Genomic DNA, 19,992 nt, shown 5'->3' on the forward strand with positions numbered 1-19,992 from the left:
ATACTTTACACATAAGGATTAGGGGTATTCCCTGTAACAACCCAAAGTTCCGGAGGTGACACATGAAACGCAAAAACGCTTCGTTACTCGGTAACGTGCTCATGGCTTTAGGGTTGGTGGTGATGGTGGGTGGTGTTGGTTACTCTATTTTAAACCAACTGCCGCAATTTAATCTGCCACAGTTTTTCGCACATGGTGCCGTGCTCAGTATTTTTGTTGGTGGTGTCCTCTGGTTGGCAGGTGCCAGAGTAGGGGGGCACGAACAAATCAGCGATCGTTACTGGTGGGTGCGCCATTATGACAAACGCTGCCGTCGCGGTGATACCAATCATCGGCATAACTAAATAATTCTCCCAACTCGGAATGCAGTTGTTTGAACACAAAGTCCTGGTTGAAAAACCAGGGCTCTGTTTGTTCGTCATTCCTGCATAAAACGACGTCTACTCATGGTGGTATGCAAAGAAGCGTTATTCGAATAACCGATAATGTAACGCTTTGATCGCGCTGTCTGCATTGTCAGCGGGCAACAGGATGCTCAGGTTGTCGTTTGATGCCCCATGACAAATCATTCGTACCGTATGCTCTTCAAGCCAGGCAAAAACGTCTTTGCAAACTCCCGCAGCCTGTGTGAGTTGATTCCCCACCAAAGTGACCAGCGCCAGTCCGGTTTCCACCTCCACACGACAGTGGGAGGACAAGGCGGTAAACAATGCGGTGGTCAGCACATGGTCTTCACCTGAAGTTGCATGAGTGGCGTCCAGCGCCAGCGCAATACTATTCTCTGAGGTTGTAACCAAATCCACCGTGACCGCGTGGCGAGCTAAAATGGCGAAGGACTGCGCCAGGAAAGAACAGGAAGGTTGCGTCTCCAGACTGTGTAACCGCAACAGCGTCTGTTTACGACGCACTGCGAGCGCACGATAGCGAGGTGGATTATCGGTGGTGTTGTGCACCAGCGTACCTCCGGCGGCAGTATCCTTACTTGAGCCAACAAAGACCGGAATGCTTTTACGCATTGCCGGGAGCAGTGTCGCCGGGTGGAGGACCTTCGCACCGTAGGCGGCCATATCGCTGGCCTCGGAAAACGAGATATGGTCGATTCGTCTGGCCCGCGGAGCAATGCGTGGATCGGTGGTGTAGATCCCTGCGACGTCGGTCCAGATGTCAACGCGTGTGGCGTGAAGCGCCTCACCGAGAAGCGTAGCCGTGTAATCACTACCGCCGCGCCCAAGCGTAGTGGTGTGTCCTGCGGCATCACGCCCGATAAATCCCTGAGTCACCATGATCGCTTGCTCAAGACGATGGCGCAGGTGAGTCTCCACCTGATGGTGCAGTGTGCCAAGCTCGGGTTCGGCACAGCCGAAGTTCGAGTTAGTACGCATCACGCTGCGGGCGTCAAACCACCCGGCCTCGGCATGCCGTTCACGTAAGACTTCAGTAAACAGTAGCGAGGACATCAGCTCGCCATGGCTGACTAATTCATCGCTTAACGCATCAGATGGTGAAACCATCGCCGTTTGTGCAAGACGACGTATATTGTTGAGAAGATTATCGATTTCCGTGCTGATAACGGACGGCTGCTTCAGGCGGGAAATAATGTTGTATTGGATAGCGCGTAAAGTCTCAATCTTATCTGATTGTTGAGGTGTTTCCAGACCTTCAGAAAGCTCAACCAGTAAGTTTGTCACGCCTGCTGAAGCAGACAAAACGACTAAACGGACATCTTGATCAGCAAGGACAATGCTGGCGCTTCGGTTCATCGCATCAAAATCAGCGACGCTGGTGCCGCCAAATTTGGCAACGACGGATGGTGGATAAATGCGAGTCATAACAATCTCATATCAGGGCGCCATAAAAGTATGGCTAGAAAATTTTCATTCTCGGCATAAGGGAACGAAGTTCACCTTACGAAATGTCCGCCCGCGAACATTTCTGCTGACAACCCAGGGAATACCTGTTGTCGATAACGAGTGTCGCCTGTACGCGTTACCGGGTGCTGCGCATTAATTTATCTACATAGCCTGTAAATAAGCGCGCCATACTAAGTGATTTATATTTAGGGATCGACTTTTTTATTCGATTTATCGACAAATAAGTGAAAAATCATGTTGTCACAAGATATCACGAGCATCATTAATGGTAAAAACGTGTAAAAAAATAATAAAAACACGAAAATTTCATGGTTTTTATTACATTGTCGGCGTTGCAACTAGCTACAATATTGTTAATTAAATAGCTATATTTCTTTAGGATTTAGTAATAGTGAATAATTGTTATGCTTTGAATTTAAAGGGAAAAGTTGTTATTTTTGATGCCAAAAAATAAATGATTGAGTCCAAAGCTAAAACAACATATATTAGCCGCGCTTTTTTACAGGTAATCCTTATAACCATTTATTCAATCAGGCGTTAATCTACACCTGGTTGTAGGAGTGATATGATGACGGATAAAGTCCGTATTGATACTTTAAGTGCTAATTCATTACCACAGAGCAATGATACCTTTTTAGCAAGACAGGCTGAGTTTGAATCTAATGTCCGCAGCTATCCACGTAAACTGCCATTAGCGATCGCTAAAGCGCAGGGCGTCTGGATTACTGATGTAGAAAATAATCAATATCTTGATTGCCTGGCAGGTGCCGGAACCCTGGCGCTTGGTCATAACCATCCTGAAGTGCTGCAGAGCATTCAAAGTGTCATCACAAGCGGCTTACCGTTACATACGCTTGACCTTACCACGCCGTTAAAAGATGAATTCTCATCATATTTACTTTCTTTATTACCGGGCCAGGGCAAAGAATATTGCCTGCAGTTCACCGGTCCGTCCGGCGCAGATGCTGTTGAAGCCGCGCTGAAGCTGGCGAAGAAAGTCACCGGCCGTTCCAGCATCATTAGTTTCTCCGGCGGCTACCACGGGATGACCCATGGCGCGCTGTCCGTGACCGGGAACCTGTCGCCGAAAGAAGCGGTCAGCAACATGATGGCGGAAGTGCAGTTTATGCCGTATCCGCATCAGTACCGTTGCCCGTTGGGTATCGGCGGCGACGCTGGCGTCAAAGCATTAACTTACTACTTCGAAAACCTGATCAACGACGTTGAAAGCGGCGTGCGTAAACCGGCTGCCGTGATCCTCGAAGCGGTGCAGGGAGAAGGCGGCGTGAATCCGGCTCCGGTCGAGTGGCTGCAACGCATTCGTAAAGTGACGCAGGAACACGGCATTCTGCTGATCATCGATGAAGTTCAGGCTGGCTTTGCACGTACCGGTAAACTGTTCGCCTTCGAACACGCCGGTATTGAGCCAGATATCATCGTGATGTCCAAGGCGGTTGGTGGCGGTCTGCCACTGGCGGTACTGGGCATTAAAAAGCAGTTCGATGCGTGGGCTCCGGGCCACCACACTGGTACTTTCCGCGGCAACCAGCTGGCGATGGCGACCGGTCTGACAACGCTGAAGATCCTCAAAGACGACAAGATTGCCGATAAAGTTGCTGCCCAGGGCGAGTGGCTGAAAGGCAAACTGGCTGACCTGCAGAAACGCTACCCGGTTATCGGCCAGGTGCGCGGTCTGGGTCTGATGATCGGCCTGGAAATCGTGAAGCCGAACGAAGCGCAGGATCACATGGGCTGCTACCCGGCCGATGGCGAGCTGTCCGCGTTGCTGCAGAAAAAATGCTTCGAAAACGGGCTGATTCTGGAGCGCGGTGGCCGCAACGGTTGCGTACTGCGCCTGCTGCCGTCACTGCTGATCACCAACGCTGAGCTGGAAATCTTCCTCGATAAATTCGAAAACGCCCTGCTGGGCGCTGGCGTGAAGCCGGTTTAAACGGAGTTGGATCGAATGTCAGACGTAAACCCGATTCTGTCCGGCTCGGCGCAAAGCATCGCCGCCTATCAGGACGCTATCGAGCAGAGTACGCAAGCGGTCGTTGAATGGTTGAAGCAGCCTGAGATGTATCAGGGTAAAACCGTTGAGCAACTGCGTGAACGTATCAACCTGAATTTTACGTCTCAGGGCCTGGGCAACCAGGCCGCTATTGAGCGTGCGGTTGAATACTTTCTCAAAGACAGCTTGTTGGTTCACCATGCGCAGTGCGTGGCGCATCTGCACTGCCCGAGTCTGGTAATAAGCCAGGCGGCGGAAGTGCTGATCAACGCCACCAACCAGAGTATGGACTCCTGGGACCAGAGCCCGTCGGCCACCATCATTGAGATCAAGCTGATCGAATGGCTGCGTGAGCAGGTGGGCTATGCGGCAGGCGATGCGGGTGTTTTCACCAGCGGCGGCACCCAGAGCAACCTGATGGGCCTGATGCTGGCGCGCGACGCCTTCTTTGCTCGTCAGGGGCATTCCATTCAGCAGGATGGTCTGACCGGTGATCTGAGTAAAATCAAAGTGTTCTGCTCTGAAAGCGCGCACTTCTCCGTGCAGAAGAACATGGCGCTGATGGGGCTGGGCTACCGTTCTGTCACCCAAGTGAAGACCGATGCGTTTTCACGCATGGATCTGACTGACCTGAAAGACAAGCTGGCCCAGGCGAAAGCCAACGGCGAGCAGGTGATGGCAATCGTCGCCACTGCTGGTACTACCGATGCGGGCGCAATCGATCCGTTAGCGGATATTGCAGCGCTGGCGGCAGAACATCAGATCTGGATGCACGTGGATGCCGCATGGGGCGGGGCGTTACTGCTTTCTGAGAAGTATCGTGACTTCCTGAACGGCCTTGAGCTGGCAGATTCCGTGACGCTGGATTTCCACAAGCAGTTCTTCCAGACCATCAGCTGCGGTGCGTTCCTGTTAAAAGATGCGCGTCACTACGAGCTGATGCGCTACCAGGCGGCGTACCTGAACTCTGATTTCGATGAAGAGGCTGGCGTACCAAACCTGGTATCAAAGTCGCTGCAGACCACGCGTCGTTTTGATGCGCTGAAGCTGTGGATGGGCCTCGAAGCGCTGGGCAAAAAGCAGTATGCCGAAATCATTGATAATGGCGTAACGCTGGCGCGCGATGTTGCTGAGTTTGTCAAAACCCAGCCGCATCTTGAGCTGGTGATGGAGCCGCAGCTGGCAAGCGTGCTGTTCCGCTTCCGCCCGCAAAATGACGACATGGCGTTTGTTGCGCTGCTGAACCAGCGTATTGGCGACGTTCTGCTGGCTTCTGGTAGCGCCAACGTCGGCGTGACCGAAGCAGATGGTGTCACCTGCCTGAAGCTGACGCTGCTCAATCCTACGGTATGTCTGGAGGATGTCAAAGTCCTGCTGGCAAGCGTGAAGGCAACGGCTGAGAAACTGCTGAACGCGTAAGCAATAAGCTTGTTATAAAAATGGCTCCCACGCACGGGAGCCATTTTTTTGTCTGTCATTTGTCATCCGGCGGCGTTTCGCCTGGCTGGGCTACACGTTAGCGGATATCCGCCAGCGCGGCGTCTTTATTCGGGAAAAACGTTAGGCGCCCGGCAATCGGCTGAATACCCGCGCGCGCCATCGTACGTAGCGGCTGGAATTCCAGATTACTGATGCGTAATTCACAACCTTCCGGCAGACGTTTTACAAAGCGCTGGAAAGCGTCCAGACCACCGGCATCCAGTACCGGGACCGCATCCCACTTCAGGACTACGATGCGTTTACCTTCAATACGTGACTCGAGATCGGTAAATAGTCCTTCCGCCGCGGCAAAGAACAGCGGACCAATAACGCGCAGTACCAACACATCGTCCGGTACGTCTACGTTGACCGGCGCCAGACGTGTCATGCGCGCAATACGACGCATAAACAGCAGAGAGGCGAGAACGATACCGACGCTGATGGCAATAACCATGTCGAACAACACCGTCAGCGACATACACATCAGCATGACGATAATGTCATCTTTCGGCGCATGACGCAGCAAATCCACCACTTTATGCGCTTCACTCATGTTCCATGCCACCATCAGCAGCAGGGCGGCCATGGCGGAAAGCGGTAACCAGGAAAGCAGCGGTGCAAGTACCAGCAGGGCGAGGATCACCAGAATCGCGTGGATTACCGCAGAGACTGGCGAGGTCGCCCCGGCGCGGACGTTTGCTGCGGAGCGGGCAATTGCCGCAGTGGCGGTGATACCGCCAAAGAACGGTGCCACGATGTTACCCAGCCCCTGGCCAATCAACTCGCTGTTGGCTTTATGCTTGGTGCCGGTCATCCCATCGAGTACGACGGCGCACAGCAGAGATTCAATTGCCCCCAGCATCGCCATCGAAAACGCTGCCGGTAATAGCGCCTGTAACGAGCTCCAGCTCAGGGTAAAGTTTGACTCCGGCATATTCCACGGCAGAACCAGCTGCGGCAGCAGTTGTGGGATACCATTACCCTGTGAGCCGTCGGCCAGAATGTAGTGGAACTGAGAACCAATGGTGGCAACATGGCCGCCGGTCAGATTCACGATACCCATTACCGCACAGCCAGCCAGCAGTGCGGGAAGGTGGCCCGGCAGTCGGATCCCCAGGCGCGGCCAGAAAATCAGGATCCCCAGCGTCACTACACCAATGGCGGCATCGCCAACGTTGATGGTCGGCAAGGCCATAAATAGCGCGCCGACCTTCTGCAGATAGTGCTCCGGGACATGGGCCATTTGCAGGCCAAGAAAATCTTTTATCTGCATGGTACCGATGGTGATACCAATACCCGATGTAAAACCTAACGTTACCGACACGGGGATATATTCGATCAGGCGACCAAAACGAGCGAGGCCGAAAAGGATCAGGAATATCCCGGACATGAGCGTGGCAACCAGCAGGCCTGCCAGCCCAAACTGTTGCGACACCGGATACAGAATCACCACGAAAGCGGCGGTTGGGCCAGATACGCTAAAGCGCGATCCCCCGGTAAGGGCGATGACAATCCCAGCGACGGCTGAGGTATACAGGCCGTACTGCGGCGCAACGCCACTGCCTATTGCCAGGGCCATCGCCAGCGGAATGGCGATGATCCCAACGGTTATCCCGGCGATCAGGTCACGGGTAAAGCGAGAGGCAGTATATTTTTCTTTCCAACAAGCGTCGATGAGGGCGCGGAAAGGCATCACATGTGAGGAAAATAATCTGTTCACAATAATGTTTCATCCATGAGCGCATCATCTGTCAACTAAATGGCAGGTGAAGGAGGCATAAGTCATACAAATAAGTATTACAGATAAAAAAACCCGCCGCAGCGGGTTTTTGAGCCGGGCTCGATTAATGCTCGAACATAGCAGAGATGGATTCTTCGTTGCTGATACGACGAATCGCTTCGGCCAGCATACCCGACAGGGTCAATGTACGCACGTTTGGCAGCGCTTTGATTTCGTCAGTCAGTGGAATAGTGTCACAGACAACGACTTCATCAATCACTGAGTTGCGCAGGTTGTTTGCCGCATTGCCTGAGAAGATCGGGTGAGTGGCGTAAGCAAATACGCGTTTTGCACCACGTTCTTTCAGTGCTTCTGCTGCTTTGCACAGCGTACCGCCGGTATCGATCATGTCATCAACCAGAACACAGTCACGACCTGCAACGTCACCAATAATGTGCATCACCTGAGAAACGTTCGCACGCGGGCGACGTTTGTCGATGATAGCCATGTCGGTATCGTTCAGCAGTTTAGCGATAGCGCGGGCACGCACGACGCCACCGATGTCCGGAGAAACCACAATCGGGTTATCCAGGTTCAGCTGCAGCATGTCTTCTAACAGGATCGGGCTACCGAATACGTTATCAACCGGTACGTCGAAGAAGCCCTGGATCTGTTCAGCATGCAGGTCAACGGTGAGGACGCGGTCAACGCCAACGCTGGACAGGAAATCAGCGACGACTTTAGCGGTAATCGGTACACGAGCGGAACGTACGCGACGATCCTGACGTGCATAGCCGAAGTAAGGAATAACGGCGGTGATACGGCCTGCGGAAGCACGGCGCAGCGCATCAACCATAACGACCAATTCCATCAGGTTGTCGTTAGTAGGGGCACAAGTGGACTGGATGATGAAAATATCACCACCGCGTACATTTTCATTAATTTGTACGCTGACTTCGCCGTCGCTAAAGCGACCTACAGCGGCGTCGCCGAGTGAAGTGTACAGGCGGTTGGCAATACGTTGTGCTAGTTCCGGGGTGGCGTTACCAGCAAAAAGCTTCATATCAGGCACGAGAAGAACCTCAGGCATGCGTCCATTGGTGGAAAGAATCTGCCGAAAACTGTGCGGGCCAGGCAGTATCCTCTCCATGCGGTGTATTAAAGAGCGCGATGCAACGTCTGGAACAGGGTGACGTTGTCACCGCAACTCAGCTTGCCCGGCTTACTCGTTATCTTTCGCGTTTCATTTGTGCTGGCATCAATTCCTCACACCAGCTACATACTGAAGTTGTATGCATCTGGCGATTCGTCATTTCGCCATTTTCCTGAAACCCGAAGGATTTAGAGTAACGCTCTGTGCAATGGGGAGAGGTTGACGCCTTTCGCCACAAAGCCTTTGAGCCATTCCGGGGCTTGCTCAAGCACCTGGCGAGCACGAGACTCAGTGTCAAATTCAGCAAAGACACAAGCCCCTGTACCAGTCAGGCGCGACGGCGCGTATTCTAACAGCCAGGAAAGCGCCGCATCAACCTCGCGAAAACGTTTTCTTGCGATAACCTCGCAATCATTGCCGAATTCACATTTTAGTAACGTTTTTATTGACCTTTTTGGCGTGTTGCGCGGGAGGTCGGGATCGTTAAAAATCACCGGCGTCGGAATACTGACTCCCGGGTGTGCAACCAGATACCATTTTTCCTCTGGCTCGACCGGTGTAAGAATTTCTCCTACGCCTTCGGCAAAGGCCGCATGGCCGCGCACGAACACGGGAACGTCGGCCCCCAGCGTTAAGCCGAGTGCCGCCAGTTCATCAACCGAAAGTCCGCACTGCCAGAGATGGTTCAGCGCCACCAGAACGGTCGCCGCATTAGACGAACCTCCGCCAAGGCCGCCGCCCATCGGCAGGCGTTTGTCGATACTGATGTCCGCACCGCTCCCTTTGGTAAGGCGATTGCTTTCAGATGCCGCTTTCACCAGCAAACGTGCCGCGCGGACGATCAGATTGTCTTCATGCGCAACGCCTTCCACCGGGGTTAACAGGTGGATTTCGCCGTCGCTACGCAGTGCAATATCTATCGTGTCGCCATAATCAAGAAACTGAAACAAGGTTTGCAGCGTGTGGTAACCGTCCGCACGCTGTCCGGTAATGTATAAAAACAGATTCAGTTTCGCCGGAGAGGGCCAATGGGTCATCATTTCACAATCCAGTTGTCCATTTTGAGCTTAATACGCTGTGAGCCGTCGGATAGCTCCATGTTTGCTGGCATCGCGGGCTGGGTTTTGCTGTCGTAGGCGCTATAGACGACTTTCCAGTTTTTACCGTCTTTGCTGTAGTTCACTTCACTAAGGCGATATTGGTCGTCGAGCTTGTAATCGGTGGCGTCACCCGGCAGACCAAGGATCCACTGGCGCAGGCTGTTCAAAGGAATAGGCATGCCGGTCAGTTTACCAATCATCTCTTCGGCGTCGTCGGCGTTATAATGCTTGCCTTTGTTATCGACCAGTTCGACGTTGCCCGGCTGCGCATTGAGTTCCAGTTCAGTGCTGCCCAGTGGGTTGGTCAGCAGGAGACGATAGCGATCCTGACCGGTTTGCTGCCAGAAAAAGCGGGCATACACTTTCTGTTGATCGGAAATATACGCAAACGCACCACGCGTCTGATACTGGTTCAGGGCGCGAACTTCCTGCTGGTGCTGGCGCCATTGTGGGGAATCGGGGCTTTTACCGGGACCTTTCGGTGCGTTGAGCGTACAGGCAGTAAGAACCAGGGCCGCCAGCGGCAGCAGGCGAATCAGGCGAAAATCAGGCAGGGTCATAGTGATGACAAATCCTTGAGATACGTTGCAGTTATAACTCTTAATGCTAGCGCCGCCATCAGACGTCGTCTACGTTCAAGTTATCTTAAATCGCTCAAATTTGTGCACTAAGCTATTACTCCAAAAGGGGTCAGTCTCTTTTATTGACCGCACGCATCCTGTATGATGCACCCAGTCTAACCTTATCAACGCTGGTACTATTCCCGCACACATGACCCTTTTAGCGCTTGGTATTAACCATAAAACGGCACCTGTATCGCTGCGAGAACGCGTAACGTTTTCGCCGGATACGCTCGATCAGGCGCTGGACAGCCTGCTCGCGCAGCCAATGGTGCAGGGCGGGGTAGTGCTGTCGACGTGTAACCGCACGGAGCTGTATCTCAGCGTTGAAGAGCAGGATAACCTGCAAGAAGCGCTGGTTCGCTGGCTGTGTGAATACCATAACCTCAATGAAGAAGATCTGCGCAACAGCTTGTATTGGCACCAGGACAACGACGCAGTCAGTCATTTGATGCGTGTTGCCAGTGGTCTGGATTCACTGGTACTCGGTGAACCGCAAATTCTGGGGCAGGTGAAAAAAGCGTTTGCAGATTCGCAAAAAGGTCACCTGAACGCCAGTGCGCTGGAACGCATGTTCCAGAAATCATTCTCTGTCGCTAAACGTGTACGTACAGAAACTGACATCGGTGCCAGCGCCGTGTCGGTGGCGTTTGCCGCCTGTACCCTGGCGCGGCAGATATTTGAATCGCTCTCCACGGTAACCGTGCTGTTGGTCGGTGCGGGCGAAACCATCGAGCTGGTCGCGCGACATCTGCGCGAGCACAAAGTGAAGAAGATGATCATCGCCAACCGTACGCGTGAGCGTGCGCAGGTGCTGGCGGATGAAGTCGGCGCTGAGGTGATTTCACTGAGTGATATCGACGCGCGTTTACAGGATGCCGATATCATTATTAGTTCTACCGCTAGTCCGCTGCCGATTATCGGCAAAGGAATGGTGGAACGTGCGCTTAAAAACCGCCGCAATCAGCCTATGCTGCTGGTGGATATCGCCGTACCGCGCGATGTCGAGCCGGAAGTGGGTAAATTGTCTAACGCCTATCTGTACAGCGTTGATGACCTGCAAAGCATCATTTCGCATAACCTGGCCCAGCGCAAAGCGGCGGCGGTGGAAGCCGAAACGATAGTGGAGCAGGAAGCCAGCGAGTTTATGGCCTGGCTACGCGCCCAGGGCGCAAGCGACACTATCCGCGAGTATCGCAGTCAGTCAGAACAGATCCGTGATGAACTGACCGCCAAAGCGTTGGCTGCTCTTCAACAGGGCGGTGATGCGCAAGCCATTATGCAGGATCTGGCCTGGAAACTGACCAATCGCCTGATTCATGCACCAACCAAATCACTTCAACAGGCCGCCCGTGACGGGGATAGTGAACGCCTGAATATTCTGCGCGACAGCCTCGGGCTGGAGTAGCAGCACACCAATCTTATTTTTTACAGGGTGCATTTACGCCTATGAAGCCTTCTATCGTTGCCAAACTGGAAGCCCTGCATGAACGCCATGAAGAAGTTCAGGCGCTGCTCGGTGATGCGGGTACTATCGCAGACCAGGATCGCTTTCGTGCGCTGTCGCGCGAATATGCGCAATTAAGCGATGTATCTCGCTGTTTTACGGACTGGCAACAGGTTCAGGAAGATATCGAGACGGCTCAGATGATGCTCGACGATCCTGAAATGCGTGAAATGGCGCAGGATGAACTGCGCGAAGCAAAAGAGAAATGCGAGCAACTGGAACAGCATCTGCAGGTCCTGCTGTTACCTAAAGATCCCGATGACGAACGTAACGCCTTCCTCGAAGTGCGCGCGGGAACCGGTGGTGATGAAGCGGCGCTGTTTGCCGGCGATCTGTTCCGCATGTACAGCCGTTACGCTGAATCGCGTCGCTGGCGGATTGAGATCATGAGCGCCAGCGAAGGCGAGCATGGCGGATTTAAAGAAGTCATTGCCAAGATTAGCGGCGAAGGCGTTTACGGGCGACTGAAGTTTGAGTCCGGCGGCCATCGTGTGCAGCGCGTACCTGCGACTGAATCACAGGGGCGTATTCATACCTCTGCCTGTACGGTCGCGGTTATGCCGGAACTGCCGGATGCCGAACTGCCGGACATCAACCCGGCCGATCTGCGTATTGATACCTTCCGTTCATCAGGCGCGGGCGGTCAGCACGTTAACACCACCGACTCCGCAATTCGTATTACCCACTTACCGACCGGTATCGTGGTGGAATGTCAGGACGAACGTTCGCAGCATAAAAACAAAGCCAAAGCGATGTCGGTGCTGGGGGCGCGAATTCGTGCCGCCGAAGTGGCAAGACGTCAACAGGCGGAAGCCTCTGAACGTCGTAATCTGTTGGGCAGCGGCGATCGCAGCGATCGTAACCGTACCTATAACTTCCCGCAGGGTCGTGTGACCGATCACCGCATTAACCTGACGCTCTACCGTCTGGATGAAGCGATGGAAGGCAAACTGGATATGCTGATTGAGCCGATTGTCCAGGAATACCAGGCCGACCAACTGGCGGCGTTGTCCGAGCAGGATTAATGGATTATCAGCACTGGCTGCGTGAAGCGATTAGCCAATTACAGGCAAGCGAAAGCCCGCGCCGTGACGCCGAGATTTTACTCGAGTTCGTTACTGGCAAAGGGCGCACCTTTATTCTGGCTTTCGGCGAAACGGAGTTAACCGAGGCGCAGCGTCAACAGCTTGATACGTTACTGGAGCGACGCCAGCGGGGTGAACCGGTGGCACACTTAACCGGTGTGCGCGAGTTCTGGTCGTTGCCGCTGTTTGTGTCTCCAGCCACGCTTATTCCGCGTCCGGATACCGAGTGTCTGGTGGAGCAGGCACTGGCTCGCCTGCCGGCTTCTGCGTGTCGTATTCTTGATTTGGGAACAGGCACGGGTGCCATTGCGCTGGCACTGGCGACTGAACGTCCGGATTGCGCGGTGACGGCGGTCGACCGTATGCCGGATGCCGTAGCGCTGGCTATGCGCAATACGCAGCACCTGGCTATCGACAATGTTTGCGTGCTGCAAAGCGACTGGTTTAGCGCTTTGCAGGGGCAGCAGTTTGACATGATTGTCAGCAATCCGCCGTATATCGACGAACAGGATCCGCACCTGGCGCAAGGCGACGTTCGCTTCGAACCGCTGTCGGCGCTGGTGGCGGGCGAGCAGGGGCTGGCGGATATCGTGCATATCATCGACCAGTCTCAGAACGTGTTATTGCCTGGCGGCTATCTGTTGTTGGAACATGGCTGGCAGCAGGGTGAGGCCGTGCGCGATGCCTTTACTCACGCGGGTTATCTGGCGGTTGAAACCTGCCGTGATTACGGCGGCAACGAAAGAATTACGCTTGGGCGCCTCCCGTCATGAGTACCTTCAGTGTGTTACTCAACGTTCATCTCATCAGCATTGCGCTTTCCGTTGGCCTGCTGACGCTGCGTTTTTGGTGGCGTTACACCGACTCACGCCTTGCCAGTGCGCGCTGGACGCGCATCGTGCCGCCGGTTGTCGATACCGTTTTATTACTCAGCGGCGTGGCATTAATGGTTAAAGCGCACATCCTGCCATTCACTGAGCACGGGACATGGCTGACTGAAAAGCTGTTTGGGGTTATCATTTACATCGTTTTGGGTTTTATTGCGCTCGATTATCGTCGGGCGCGCAGCCAGCAGGCGCGATTAGTCGCATTTCCGCTGGCGCTGGTGGTGCTGTACATCATCATTAAACTCGCCACCACAAAAATACCGTTACTGGGGTAAGCATGAGGTCGTTAGCTGATTTCGAATTTAATAAAGCGCCATTGTGTGATGGGATGATCCTGGCGTCGGAGTCTATCCGTCTGGATTTTCCAACACAAACTGTCTATGACGAACTGGAACGTCTGGTCAGTCTGGCGCAAGAAGAAATTAGCCAGCTCCTGTCTCAGGATGAGCAACTGGAAAAACTGCTGGCAATTTTTTACGGCGAGTGGGGGTTTACGGATACCCGCGGCGTCTATCGTCTTTCTGATGCACTCTGGCTTGACCAGGTACTGAAAAATCGCCAGGGCAGCGCCGTGTCGCTGGGTGCGATCTTATTATGGATTGCCAACCGACTGGAACTGCCGCTGGTACCAGTGATTTTCCCGACACAACTCATCCTGCGTATTGAATCGCTCGATGGCGAAATGTGGCTAATCAATCCGTTCAATGGCGAAACGTTAAATGAGCACACGCTGGAAGTGTGGCTGAAGGGGAATATCAGCCCGGTCGCGGAACTGTTTAACGAAGACCTGGATGAGGCGGATAATGCAGAAGTAATCCGCAAGCTGCTCGACACACTGAAATCATCGCTGATGGAAGAGCGGCAAATGGAGCTGGCGCTGCGTGCCAGTGAAGCACTATTACAGTTTAATCCTGAAGATCCGTATGAAATACGCGATCGTGGATTAATATACGCGCAGCTGGAGTGTGAACATGTTGCGCTGACAGATTTAAGTTATTTCGTTGAGCAGTGTCCGGAAGACCCGATCAGCGAAATGATTCGTGCGCAGATTAATACTATTTCGCACAAGCAAATTGTATTGCATTGATTAATGACACTTTACCTACCGTTTAAGGCGATCCTATGAAACAAAAAGTGGTTAGCATTGGCGACATCAACGTGGCAAATGACCTGCCGTTCGTGCTGTTTGGCGGAATGAACGTGCTGGAATCCCGCGATCTGGCGATGCGCATTTGTGAGCACTACGTAACCGTTACTCAAAAGCTGGGTATCCCTTACGTGTTCAAAGCCTCCTTTGATAAAGCCAACCGTTCTTCCATCCACTCTTACCGTGGACCGGGCCTTGAAGAAGGGATGAAAATCTTCCAGGAACTGAAGCAGACTTTTGGCGTAAAAGTGATCACCGACGTTCACGAAGCCAGCCAGGCTCAGCCTGTTGCTGAAGTGGTGGATGTGATTCAGCTGCCGGCCTTCCTCGCTCGTCAGACCGATCTGGTGGAGGCGATGGCGAAAACCGGTGCCGTTATCAACGTGAAAAAACCGCAATTCGTAAGCCCGGGCCAGATGGGTAATATCGTGGATAAATTCCATGAAGGCGGTAACGACAAAGTAATTCTGTGTGACCGTGGCGCGAACTTTGGTTACGACAACCTGGTTGTGGACATGCTGGGCTTCAGCGTGATGAAGAAAGTCTCCGGCAACTCACCGGTGATTTTTGACGTTACCCATGCGCTGCAATGCCGTGACCCGTTTGGCGCAGCAAGCGGCGGTCGTCGTGCGCAGGTTACCGAACTGGCGCGCGCCGGTATGGCGGTAGGTCTGGCAGGTCTGTTTATTGAAGCACATCCGGATCCAGCCAATGCGAAATGCGATGGTCCATCCGCGCTGCCGCTGGCGAAACTGGAACAATTCCTGACCCAGATTAAAGCAATTGATGACCTGGTGAAAAGCTTCGACGAGCTGGATACCGAGAACTAAGAAAGTGTTGCAGTCCGGAGAGATATCTCTTCGGACTGCTTTTTGAAAAGGTGTTAAGGGTGGCCGTCAGGCGCCAAACGCACCGTCAATTGTATGCATTGCCCCCGTCACAAACCCAGCCTCAGGGCCTGCAAGCCAGGCAACCATTCCCGCAACTTCTTCTGGTCGACCATGTCGTTTTAGCGCCATAAAACTGTGCATCACCTCTTTCAGTGGGCCATCTTCCGGGTTGGCATCGGTATCAATAGGACCTGGTTGAACCACGTTTACCGTAATGCCGCGCGGGCCGAAATCACGCGCCAGGCCACGGGCCAGCCCTTGCAGCGCTGATTTACTCACTGCGTAAGAAGCCAGGCCGGCAAGAGGCATTCGGTCGCCATTCACAGAACCAATAATGATAATGCGTCCGCCGTCAGGCATCTGCCGTGCCGCTTCCACGGCCGCATAGTATGGGGAGTGAATGTTAATCCGGAACAGGCGTTCAACGTCATCAGGATCCTGCTCCAGCGCATCACCAAACAGAATAATGCCTGCATTAACTACCAGCACGTCCAGTGGGCCGCTTTCGCGTACACGGTTAATGACGGCGTTGCGATCGGCGCTATCGGTTTGCGCAGCCTGGGTACCCGTCTCATCAGCAAGCGCTTTGGCAGCGTCAGGGGATCCTGAATAGGTAAAGGTAACCGATGCGCCATCCGCGGCAAAACGGCGCACGATAGCTGCGCCAATCCCACGACTGCCGCCAAGAACCAGAACTGACTTGCCGTTAAATGAGGGCATAATATACTCCTTGAACAATTATGTAGTGATCGATATATAATAGGTGCATAGTTTTCTGTCAATGGATTTGTAATGAGCACTACAAAATGTACTCGCGCACCTGGTCGACCACGTAATTTTGATCCAGAAATGGCGGTTGCCAAAGTACAGCCCTTATTTCACGCACATGGATATGACGCCGTTAGCGTGGCGGATGTTACCGCGGCGTTGTCGATCAAGCCCCCCAGCTTCTATGCTGCTTTTGGGAACAAAATCGGTCTTTATAAACGTGTTCTTGATCGCTACGTACAAACCGAGGCGATCCCTTTTGATGACATTCTGCGCCCCGACAAGCCCGTTTCTGCATGCCTTACCGATCTGCTTGAAGAGGCGGCGCGACGTTATGCCGCAGATCCGCATGCGCCGGGATGTTTGGTCCTGGAGGGCACGCACAGTAACGATCCGCAGGCGCGGAAGGTCGCGCGGAATTTCTACTCGGCTGCCGAACATAAAATTCACGACTTTATCGCACAGCGCTACCCCCAAGAGGCTGACAGCCTGACTGATTACGTCAGTACCACAATGCTTGGCCTGTCGGGAAAAGCGCGTTGCGGGCATACGTTCGAACGTCTGCTAGCCAGCGCAAGAATCGCCAGCGTAGCGGTGCTGCATCAGCTTTCCAGATGATCATCACATGAAAAGGTAGATAAATATGATGAGGAAAAGGGGAACTTAATCAGGCGCGCCTCATATCAACCCGCATCAGAGCAGGGGGTTATCGTTGTAGGTGGTACGGATGCGACGCGGATTGGCATTGCAGGAGTTTGGCATGCCATTGAATATCATGTAACAGGTAAAGCGCTCGACGGCTCGGTACGTCATGATACGCGCCAGTTAAGCCGAGAAGATGCGTTAAAAATATATACCCTCAATGCCGCCTGGATAGCTTTTGCAGAACAGCAGAGGGGAAGTTTGCGGACAGGTAAGCTCGCCGATTTTGCGGTGCTTAACCAGGATATTATGGCTATTCCGGCAGACAAATTGCACCAAACGGAGTCGTTATTAACATTTGTCGATGGTCAACAGGTTTATCCGGAGCAGTGAGCGGTAAAAGAAAACGGCCCTGAGAAGGGCCGTGGGTTCTACCAAAAGACTAATCAGGCGAATATCGTCATCAGATAGGCGATAAACAGCGCCAGATGCGCCGCACCGTTAAGCACGTTGGTGCGCCCAGTGGAGAAAGAGATGTGGCACAGTACCAGTGATGAAACCATCACAATCATCTCTGGCGCGCCCAGCGCAAAGACCAAATCATTCCCGGTTGCCCATGCGATCAGGGTCACTACCGGAACGGTCAGTGAAATGGTGGCTAACACCGAACCGAAGAATAAATTCATCGCCCGCTGTACCTGATTACTCAGAACCGCTTTCAGCGCGCCGAGGCCTTCAGGAGAGAGGATCAGCAATGCGACCAGGAAACCGGTAAATGCCACTGGGGCATTCAGTTCAGTCAGCAATGTTTCCAGCGGGCTGGCGTTCATTTTGGTCACGGCAATAACAGCGATCAGATGAATGATAAGCCAGGCGGCATGCCACAAATTGCTGTGGGCTGACGGTTTACCGTGATGCGGGTCGTCGTCGTCACCCTCGTCTTCATGCTCATAAATGAACAGGCTCTGATGCGTTTTAGTTTGAATTAGCAAAAATACGCCGTACATCGCCGCAGAAATCAATGCCACTAACAGCGCCTGCGCGGTGGTGAAATTTGCTCCCGGTAAAGCCATCGGGAACACCAGTACAATAATGGCCAGTGGGAACAGGGCGATTAAATACTGTTTAATACCAAACAGATTCATATACTGAGTAGCAAATTTACGGCCACCTAACAGTAATGAAAAACCGACCAGACCACCGGTTACGATCATAATGATTGAATAGAGCGTGTCGCGCATGAGCGTAGGCGCGGCATCGCCGGTCGCCATTAATGCGGAGATTAAGCTAACTTCAAGTATAACAACGGACAAGCTGAGGATCAGCGACCCGTAGGGTTCGCCAAGTCGATGCGCTAATACGTCCGCATGACGGACAACGCTGAATGCGCTGCTTAATATACCAATAAGGGCCAGCGCATTAATGCCGATGACCACTGGTAGTGACTGACTGCTCCCCCAAAAGAACAGTACTACCAGCGCTAAAATCGGGAAGACGAGAGAGGTCTCCTTGTGGCGGGTTTTGACCGCCTCTTGTACTTGTGTCATTGAATTAATTCTCCGTCTCTGCAGGTATTTATGCCCGTCATACTTCAAGTTGCTTATGCGTTGGCTACGCTCGCTCACCCCAGTTACATAGTTATCTATGCCCTGGGGATTCACTCCCTTGCCGCCTTTAAGCAACTCGAATTATTTAGGGTATATAATTATAAAAAGTATTAAAGAATGTAAAAAATAACAGAAAACCTGGTTTTGTAGGTGACATTTTACGAAATTTTACTACATCACTTATTTTTCCTCTCAAAGCGGTCAAAAACAAATTTCTTGTTTATAGACTGTTTAATTAACAGAAGGTTAGATGAAGAAGGTTTCTAAAAATGTCTATTGTTGGCGCATCGCCGCATTGTTAACCACACTTAAGGTTTAGCCTAAAAAGGGGAGTTTACAATGCCGTATAAATCCAAAAGCGATCTGCCTGACAGCGTGCAGCATGTTCTGCCAGCCCATGCTCAGGATATTTACAAAGAAGCTTTCAACAGCGCCTGGGAGCAGTATAAAGATAAGTCCGATCGCCGTGACGATGCCACACGTGAAGAGACGGCACACAAAGTGGCGTGGGCTGCGGTCAAAAATGATTATCAAAAAGGTGATGATGATAAATGGCATAAGAAGGCGTAACAATATCAATTATAATGCCTTTATAAACTAGCCGGCATCAGGCGTTAGCGAATCGTGCTACGCCGCGCCGTTGATGCCTTGCAAGCGAGCGGTGAATTGCCTATTGTCCAGCTATTGGTTTCAAAATGAGCAGTAAAAAAGCCCGGAAGGCGTCAAAAAAGTTGTCGCAGGGAAGCAGCAGTGGCGGAGGTGTAAGGTGTTAACGCGTGATTTTTTATTGAATGCTGACTGTAAGACGGCATTTGGTGCTATTGAAGAATCACTACTCTGGTCAGCGGAACAACGTGCAGCCTCACTGGCCGCCACGCTCGCTTGCCGACCAGATGATGGACCGGTGTGGATCTTCGGTTATGGATCGTTGATGTGGAACCCGGCCTTAGAGTTTGAAGAGTCCTGTACCGGGACGTTAGTCGGCTGGCACCGAGCCTTTTGTCTGCGCCTGACGGCGGGGCGAGGAACGGCGTGTCAGCCAGGACGTATGCTGGCCCTTAAAGAGGGCGGACGCACCACCGGTGTGGCCTACCGCTTGCCAGACGCGTCCCTGGAACAAGAGCTTTCTCTGCTGTGGAAGCGAGAAATGATCACTGGCTGTTATCTGCCGACCTGGTGTCAGTTGGCGCTTGATGATGGTCGGACGGTGAACGCACTGGTCTTTATTATGGATCCGCGTCATCCGCTGTTTGAGTCAGACACGCGCGCGCAGGTGATTGCGCCGCTTATCGCCGCAGCGAGCGGACCTTTAGGCACCAACGCCCAGTATCTGTTCTCACTGGAGCAAGAGCTGGTCAAGTTGGGGATGCAGGATGATTGTCTTAACGATCTGGTGATCACGGTCAAACGATTGTTAGGAGAGAACCTGCCGGAAGGTGTTATGCGCCCAGGGTTTGCCTGAATCTAGCCTGGAACTGAATGCCCGAAATCCAGGCGCTTTTCGG

Annotated in this window: 20 protein-coding genes; 13 read left to right on the forward strand and 7 right to left on the reverse strand. The window is 52.8% G+C overall.

Features of this window, described 5'->3' with window-relative positions:
- Positions 1 to 62 precede the first annotated feature (62 nt).
- Positions 63 to 344 carry a stress-induced protein YchH gene (ychH, locus tag OGY83_RS03505; protein ID WP_003833480.1) on the forward strand — a complete coding sequence of 94 codons (282 nt, stop codon included), beginning with the start codon at positions 63 to 65 and terminating at the stop codon, positions 342 to 344.
- Between the two features lie 123 nt (positions 345 to 467).
- On the opposite strand, the gene lysC is transcribed toward ychH, so the two are convergent.
- Positions 468 to 1,829, reverse strand: a complete 1,362-nt coding sequence (gene lysC, locus OGY83_RS03510) for a lysine-sensitive aspartokinase 3 (RefSeq protein WP_286635298.1) — start codon at positions 1,827 to 1,829, stop codon at positions 468 to 470.
- Positions 1,830 to 2,436: 607 nt separating this feature from the next.
- Between lysC and OGY83_RS03515 the strand changes: the two genes are divergently transcribed.
- Positions 2,437 to 3,822 (forward strand): diaminobutyrate--2-oxoglutarate transaminase, encoded by a 1,386-nt coding sequence (locus OGY83_RS03515; RefSeq protein ID WP_008784983.1) that lies wholly within the window; start codon positions 2,437 to 2,439, stop codon positions 3,820 to 3,822.
- Between the two features lie 15 nt (positions 3,823 to 3,837).
- Complete coding sequence (locus OGY83_RS03520; protein WP_286635299.1) at positions 3,838 to 5,301, forward strand: pyridoxal phosphate-dependent decarboxylase family protein; 1,464 nt, start codon at positions 3,838 to 3,840, stop codon at positions 5,299 to 5,301.
- A 97-nt stretch (positions 5,302 to 5,398) separates the two neighbouring features.
- Here the strand turns inward: OGY83_RS03520 and dauA are convergent, their stop codons facing one another.
- The 4 genes from dauA to lolB all read right to left on the reverse strand — a co-directional run bounded on the left by dauA (position 5,399) and on the right by lolB (position 9,894).
- On the reverse strand, positions 5,399 to 7,081 hold the full coding sequence (gene dauA / locus OGY83_RS03525; RefSeq protein WP_079937422.1) for a C4-dicarboxylic acid transporter DauA: 1,683 nt from the start codon (positions 7,079 to 7,081) through the stop codon (positions 5,399 to 5,401).
- A 124-nt stretch (positions 7,082 to 7,205) separates the two neighbouring features.
- Positions 7,206 to 8,153: a ribose-phosphate diphosphokinase gene (gene prs, locus OGY83_RS03530; RefSeq protein WP_001518537.1), complete on the reverse strand. Its 948-nt coding sequence runs from the start codon at positions 8,151 to 8,153 to the stop codon at positions 7,206 to 7,208.
- A 269-nt stretch (positions 8,154 to 8,422) separates the two neighbouring features.
- A complete protein-coding gene (gene ispE, locus OGY83_RS03535; protein ID WP_286635300.1) occupies positions 8,423 to 9,274 on the reverse strand; it encodes a 4-(cytidine 5'-diphospho)-2-C-methyl-D-erythritol kinase in 852 nt (283 codons plus the stop codon).
- Entirely contained in the window at positions 9,271 to 9,894 is a 624-nt protein-coding gene (lolB, locus tag OGY83_RS03540) for a lipoprotein insertase outer membrane protein LolB (RefSeq protein ID WP_079937420.1), read from the reverse strand. Before lolB ends, ispE begins: the two co-directional genes overlap by 4 nt.
- A 211-nt stretch (positions 9,895 to 10,105) precedes the next feature.
- On the opposite strand from lolB, the gene hemA reads away from it, so the two are divergent.
- From hemA to kdsA, 6 genes are read left to right on the forward strand one after another with little or no spacing between them, the layout of a single operon-like run.
- Positions 10,106 to 11,362: a glutamyl-tRNA reductase gene (hemA, locus tag OGY83_RS03545; RefSeq protein ID WP_003833420.1), complete on the forward strand. Its 1,257-nt coding sequence runs from the start codon at positions 10,106 to 10,108 to the stop codon at positions 11,360 to 11,362.
- Between the two features lie 41 nt (positions 11,363 to 11,403).
- On the forward strand, positions 11,404 to 12,486 hold the full coding sequence (prfA, locus tag OGY83_RS03550; RefSeq protein ID WP_286635301.1) for a peptide chain release factor 1: 1,083 nt from the start codon (positions 11,404 to 11,406) through the stop codon (positions 12,484 to 12,486).
- On the forward strand, positions 12,486 to 13,319 hold the full coding sequence (prmC, locus tag OGY83_RS03555) for a peptide chain release factor N(5)-glutamine methyltransferase (protein ID WP_286635302.1): 834 nt from the start codon (positions 12,486 to 12,488) through the stop codon (positions 13,317 to 13,319). Before prfA ends, prmC begins: the two co-directional genes overlap by 1 nt.
- Entirely contained in the window at positions 13,316 to 13,708 is a 393-nt protein-coding gene (gene sirB2 / locus OGY83_RS03560; protein WP_079937418.1) for an invasion regulator SirB2, read from the forward strand. The genes prmC and sirB2 overlap by 4 nt, the downstream gene beginning before the upstream one ends.
- 2 nt (positions 13,709 to 13,710) lie before the next feature.
- Positions 13,711 to 14,520, forward strand: a complete 810-nt coding sequence (gene sirB1 / locus OGY83_RS03565; RefSeq protein WP_079937417.1) for an invasion regulator SirB1 — start codon at positions 13,711 to 13,713, stop codon at positions 14,518 to 14,520.
- A 35-nt stretch (positions 14,521 to 14,555) separates the two neighbouring features.
- The gene (kdsA, locus tag OGY83_RS03570; protein WP_286635303.1) at positions 14,556 to 15,410 is read left to right on the forward strand and encodes a 3-deoxy-8-phosphooctulonate synthase; all 855 of its coding nucleotides are present in this window, start codon (positions 14,556 to 14,558) and stop codon (positions 15,408 to 15,410) included.
- Positions 15,411 to 15,476: 66 nt separating this feature from the next.
- Here kdsA and bdcA read toward each other — a convergent pair whose 3' ends face one another.
- Positions 15,477 to 16,190: an SDR family oxidoreductase gene (bdcA, locus tag OGY83_RS03575; RefSeq protein ID WP_079937416.1), complete on the reverse strand. Its 714-nt coding sequence runs from the start codon at positions 16,188 to 16,190 to the stop codon at positions 15,477 to 15,479.
- A gap of 72 nt (positions 16,191 to 16,262) precedes the next feature.
- On the opposite strand from bdcA, the gene OGY83_RS03580 reads away from it, so the two are divergent.
- Both OGY83_RS03580 and OGY83_RS03585 read left to right on the forward strand, forming a co-directional pair.
- Complete coding sequence (locus tag OGY83_RS03580) at positions 16,263 to 16,856, forward strand: TetR/AcrR family transcriptional regulator (RefSeq protein ID WP_286635304.1); 594 nt, start codon at positions 16,263 to 16,265, stop codon at positions 16,854 to 16,856.
- Between the two features lie 120 nt (positions 16,857 to 16,976).
- Positions 16,977 to 17,273 (forward strand): amidohydrolase family protein, encoded by a 297-nt coding sequence (locus OGY83_RS03585; RefSeq protein WP_353622044.1) that lies wholly within the window; start codon positions 16,977 to 16,979, stop codon positions 17,271 to 17,273.
- 53 nt (positions 17,274 to 17,326) lie between these two features.
- Here OGY83_RS03585 and chaA read toward each other — a convergent pair whose 3' ends face one another.
- A complete protein-coding gene (chaA, locus tag OGY83_RS03590; RefSeq protein ID WP_079937414.1) occupies positions 17,327 to 18,427 on the reverse strand; it encodes a sodium-potassium/proton antiporter ChaA in 1,101 nt (366 codons plus the stop codon).
- A gap of 399 nt (positions 18,428 to 18,826) precedes the next feature.
- On the opposite strand from chaA, the gene chaB reads away from it, so the two are divergent.
- Together chaB and OGY83_RS03600 are read left to right on the forward strand one after the other, a co-directional pair.
- Positions 18,827 to 19,057, forward strand: coding sequence for a putative cation transport regulator ChaB (gene chaB / locus OGY83_RS03595; RefSeq protein ID WP_079937413.1), 231 nt, complete (start codon positions 18,827 to 18,829; stop codon positions 19,055 to 19,057).
- A gap of 196 nt (positions 19,058 to 19,253) precedes the next feature.
- Positions 19,254 to 19,949, forward strand: a complete 696-nt coding sequence (locus OGY83_RS03600; RefSeq protein WP_016156738.1) for a gamma-glutamylcyclotransferase — start codon at positions 19,254 to 19,256, stop codon at positions 19,947 to 19,949.
- Positions 19,950 to 19,992 lie beyond the last annotated feature (43 nt).

The sequence above is a fragment of the Citrobacter sp. Cpo090 genome (genome assembly GCF_030332665.1).
GTDB classification, from domain to species: domain Bacteria; phylum Pseudomonadota; class Gammaproteobacteria; order Enterobacterales; family Enterobacteriaceae; genus Citrobacter; species Citrobacter portucalensis.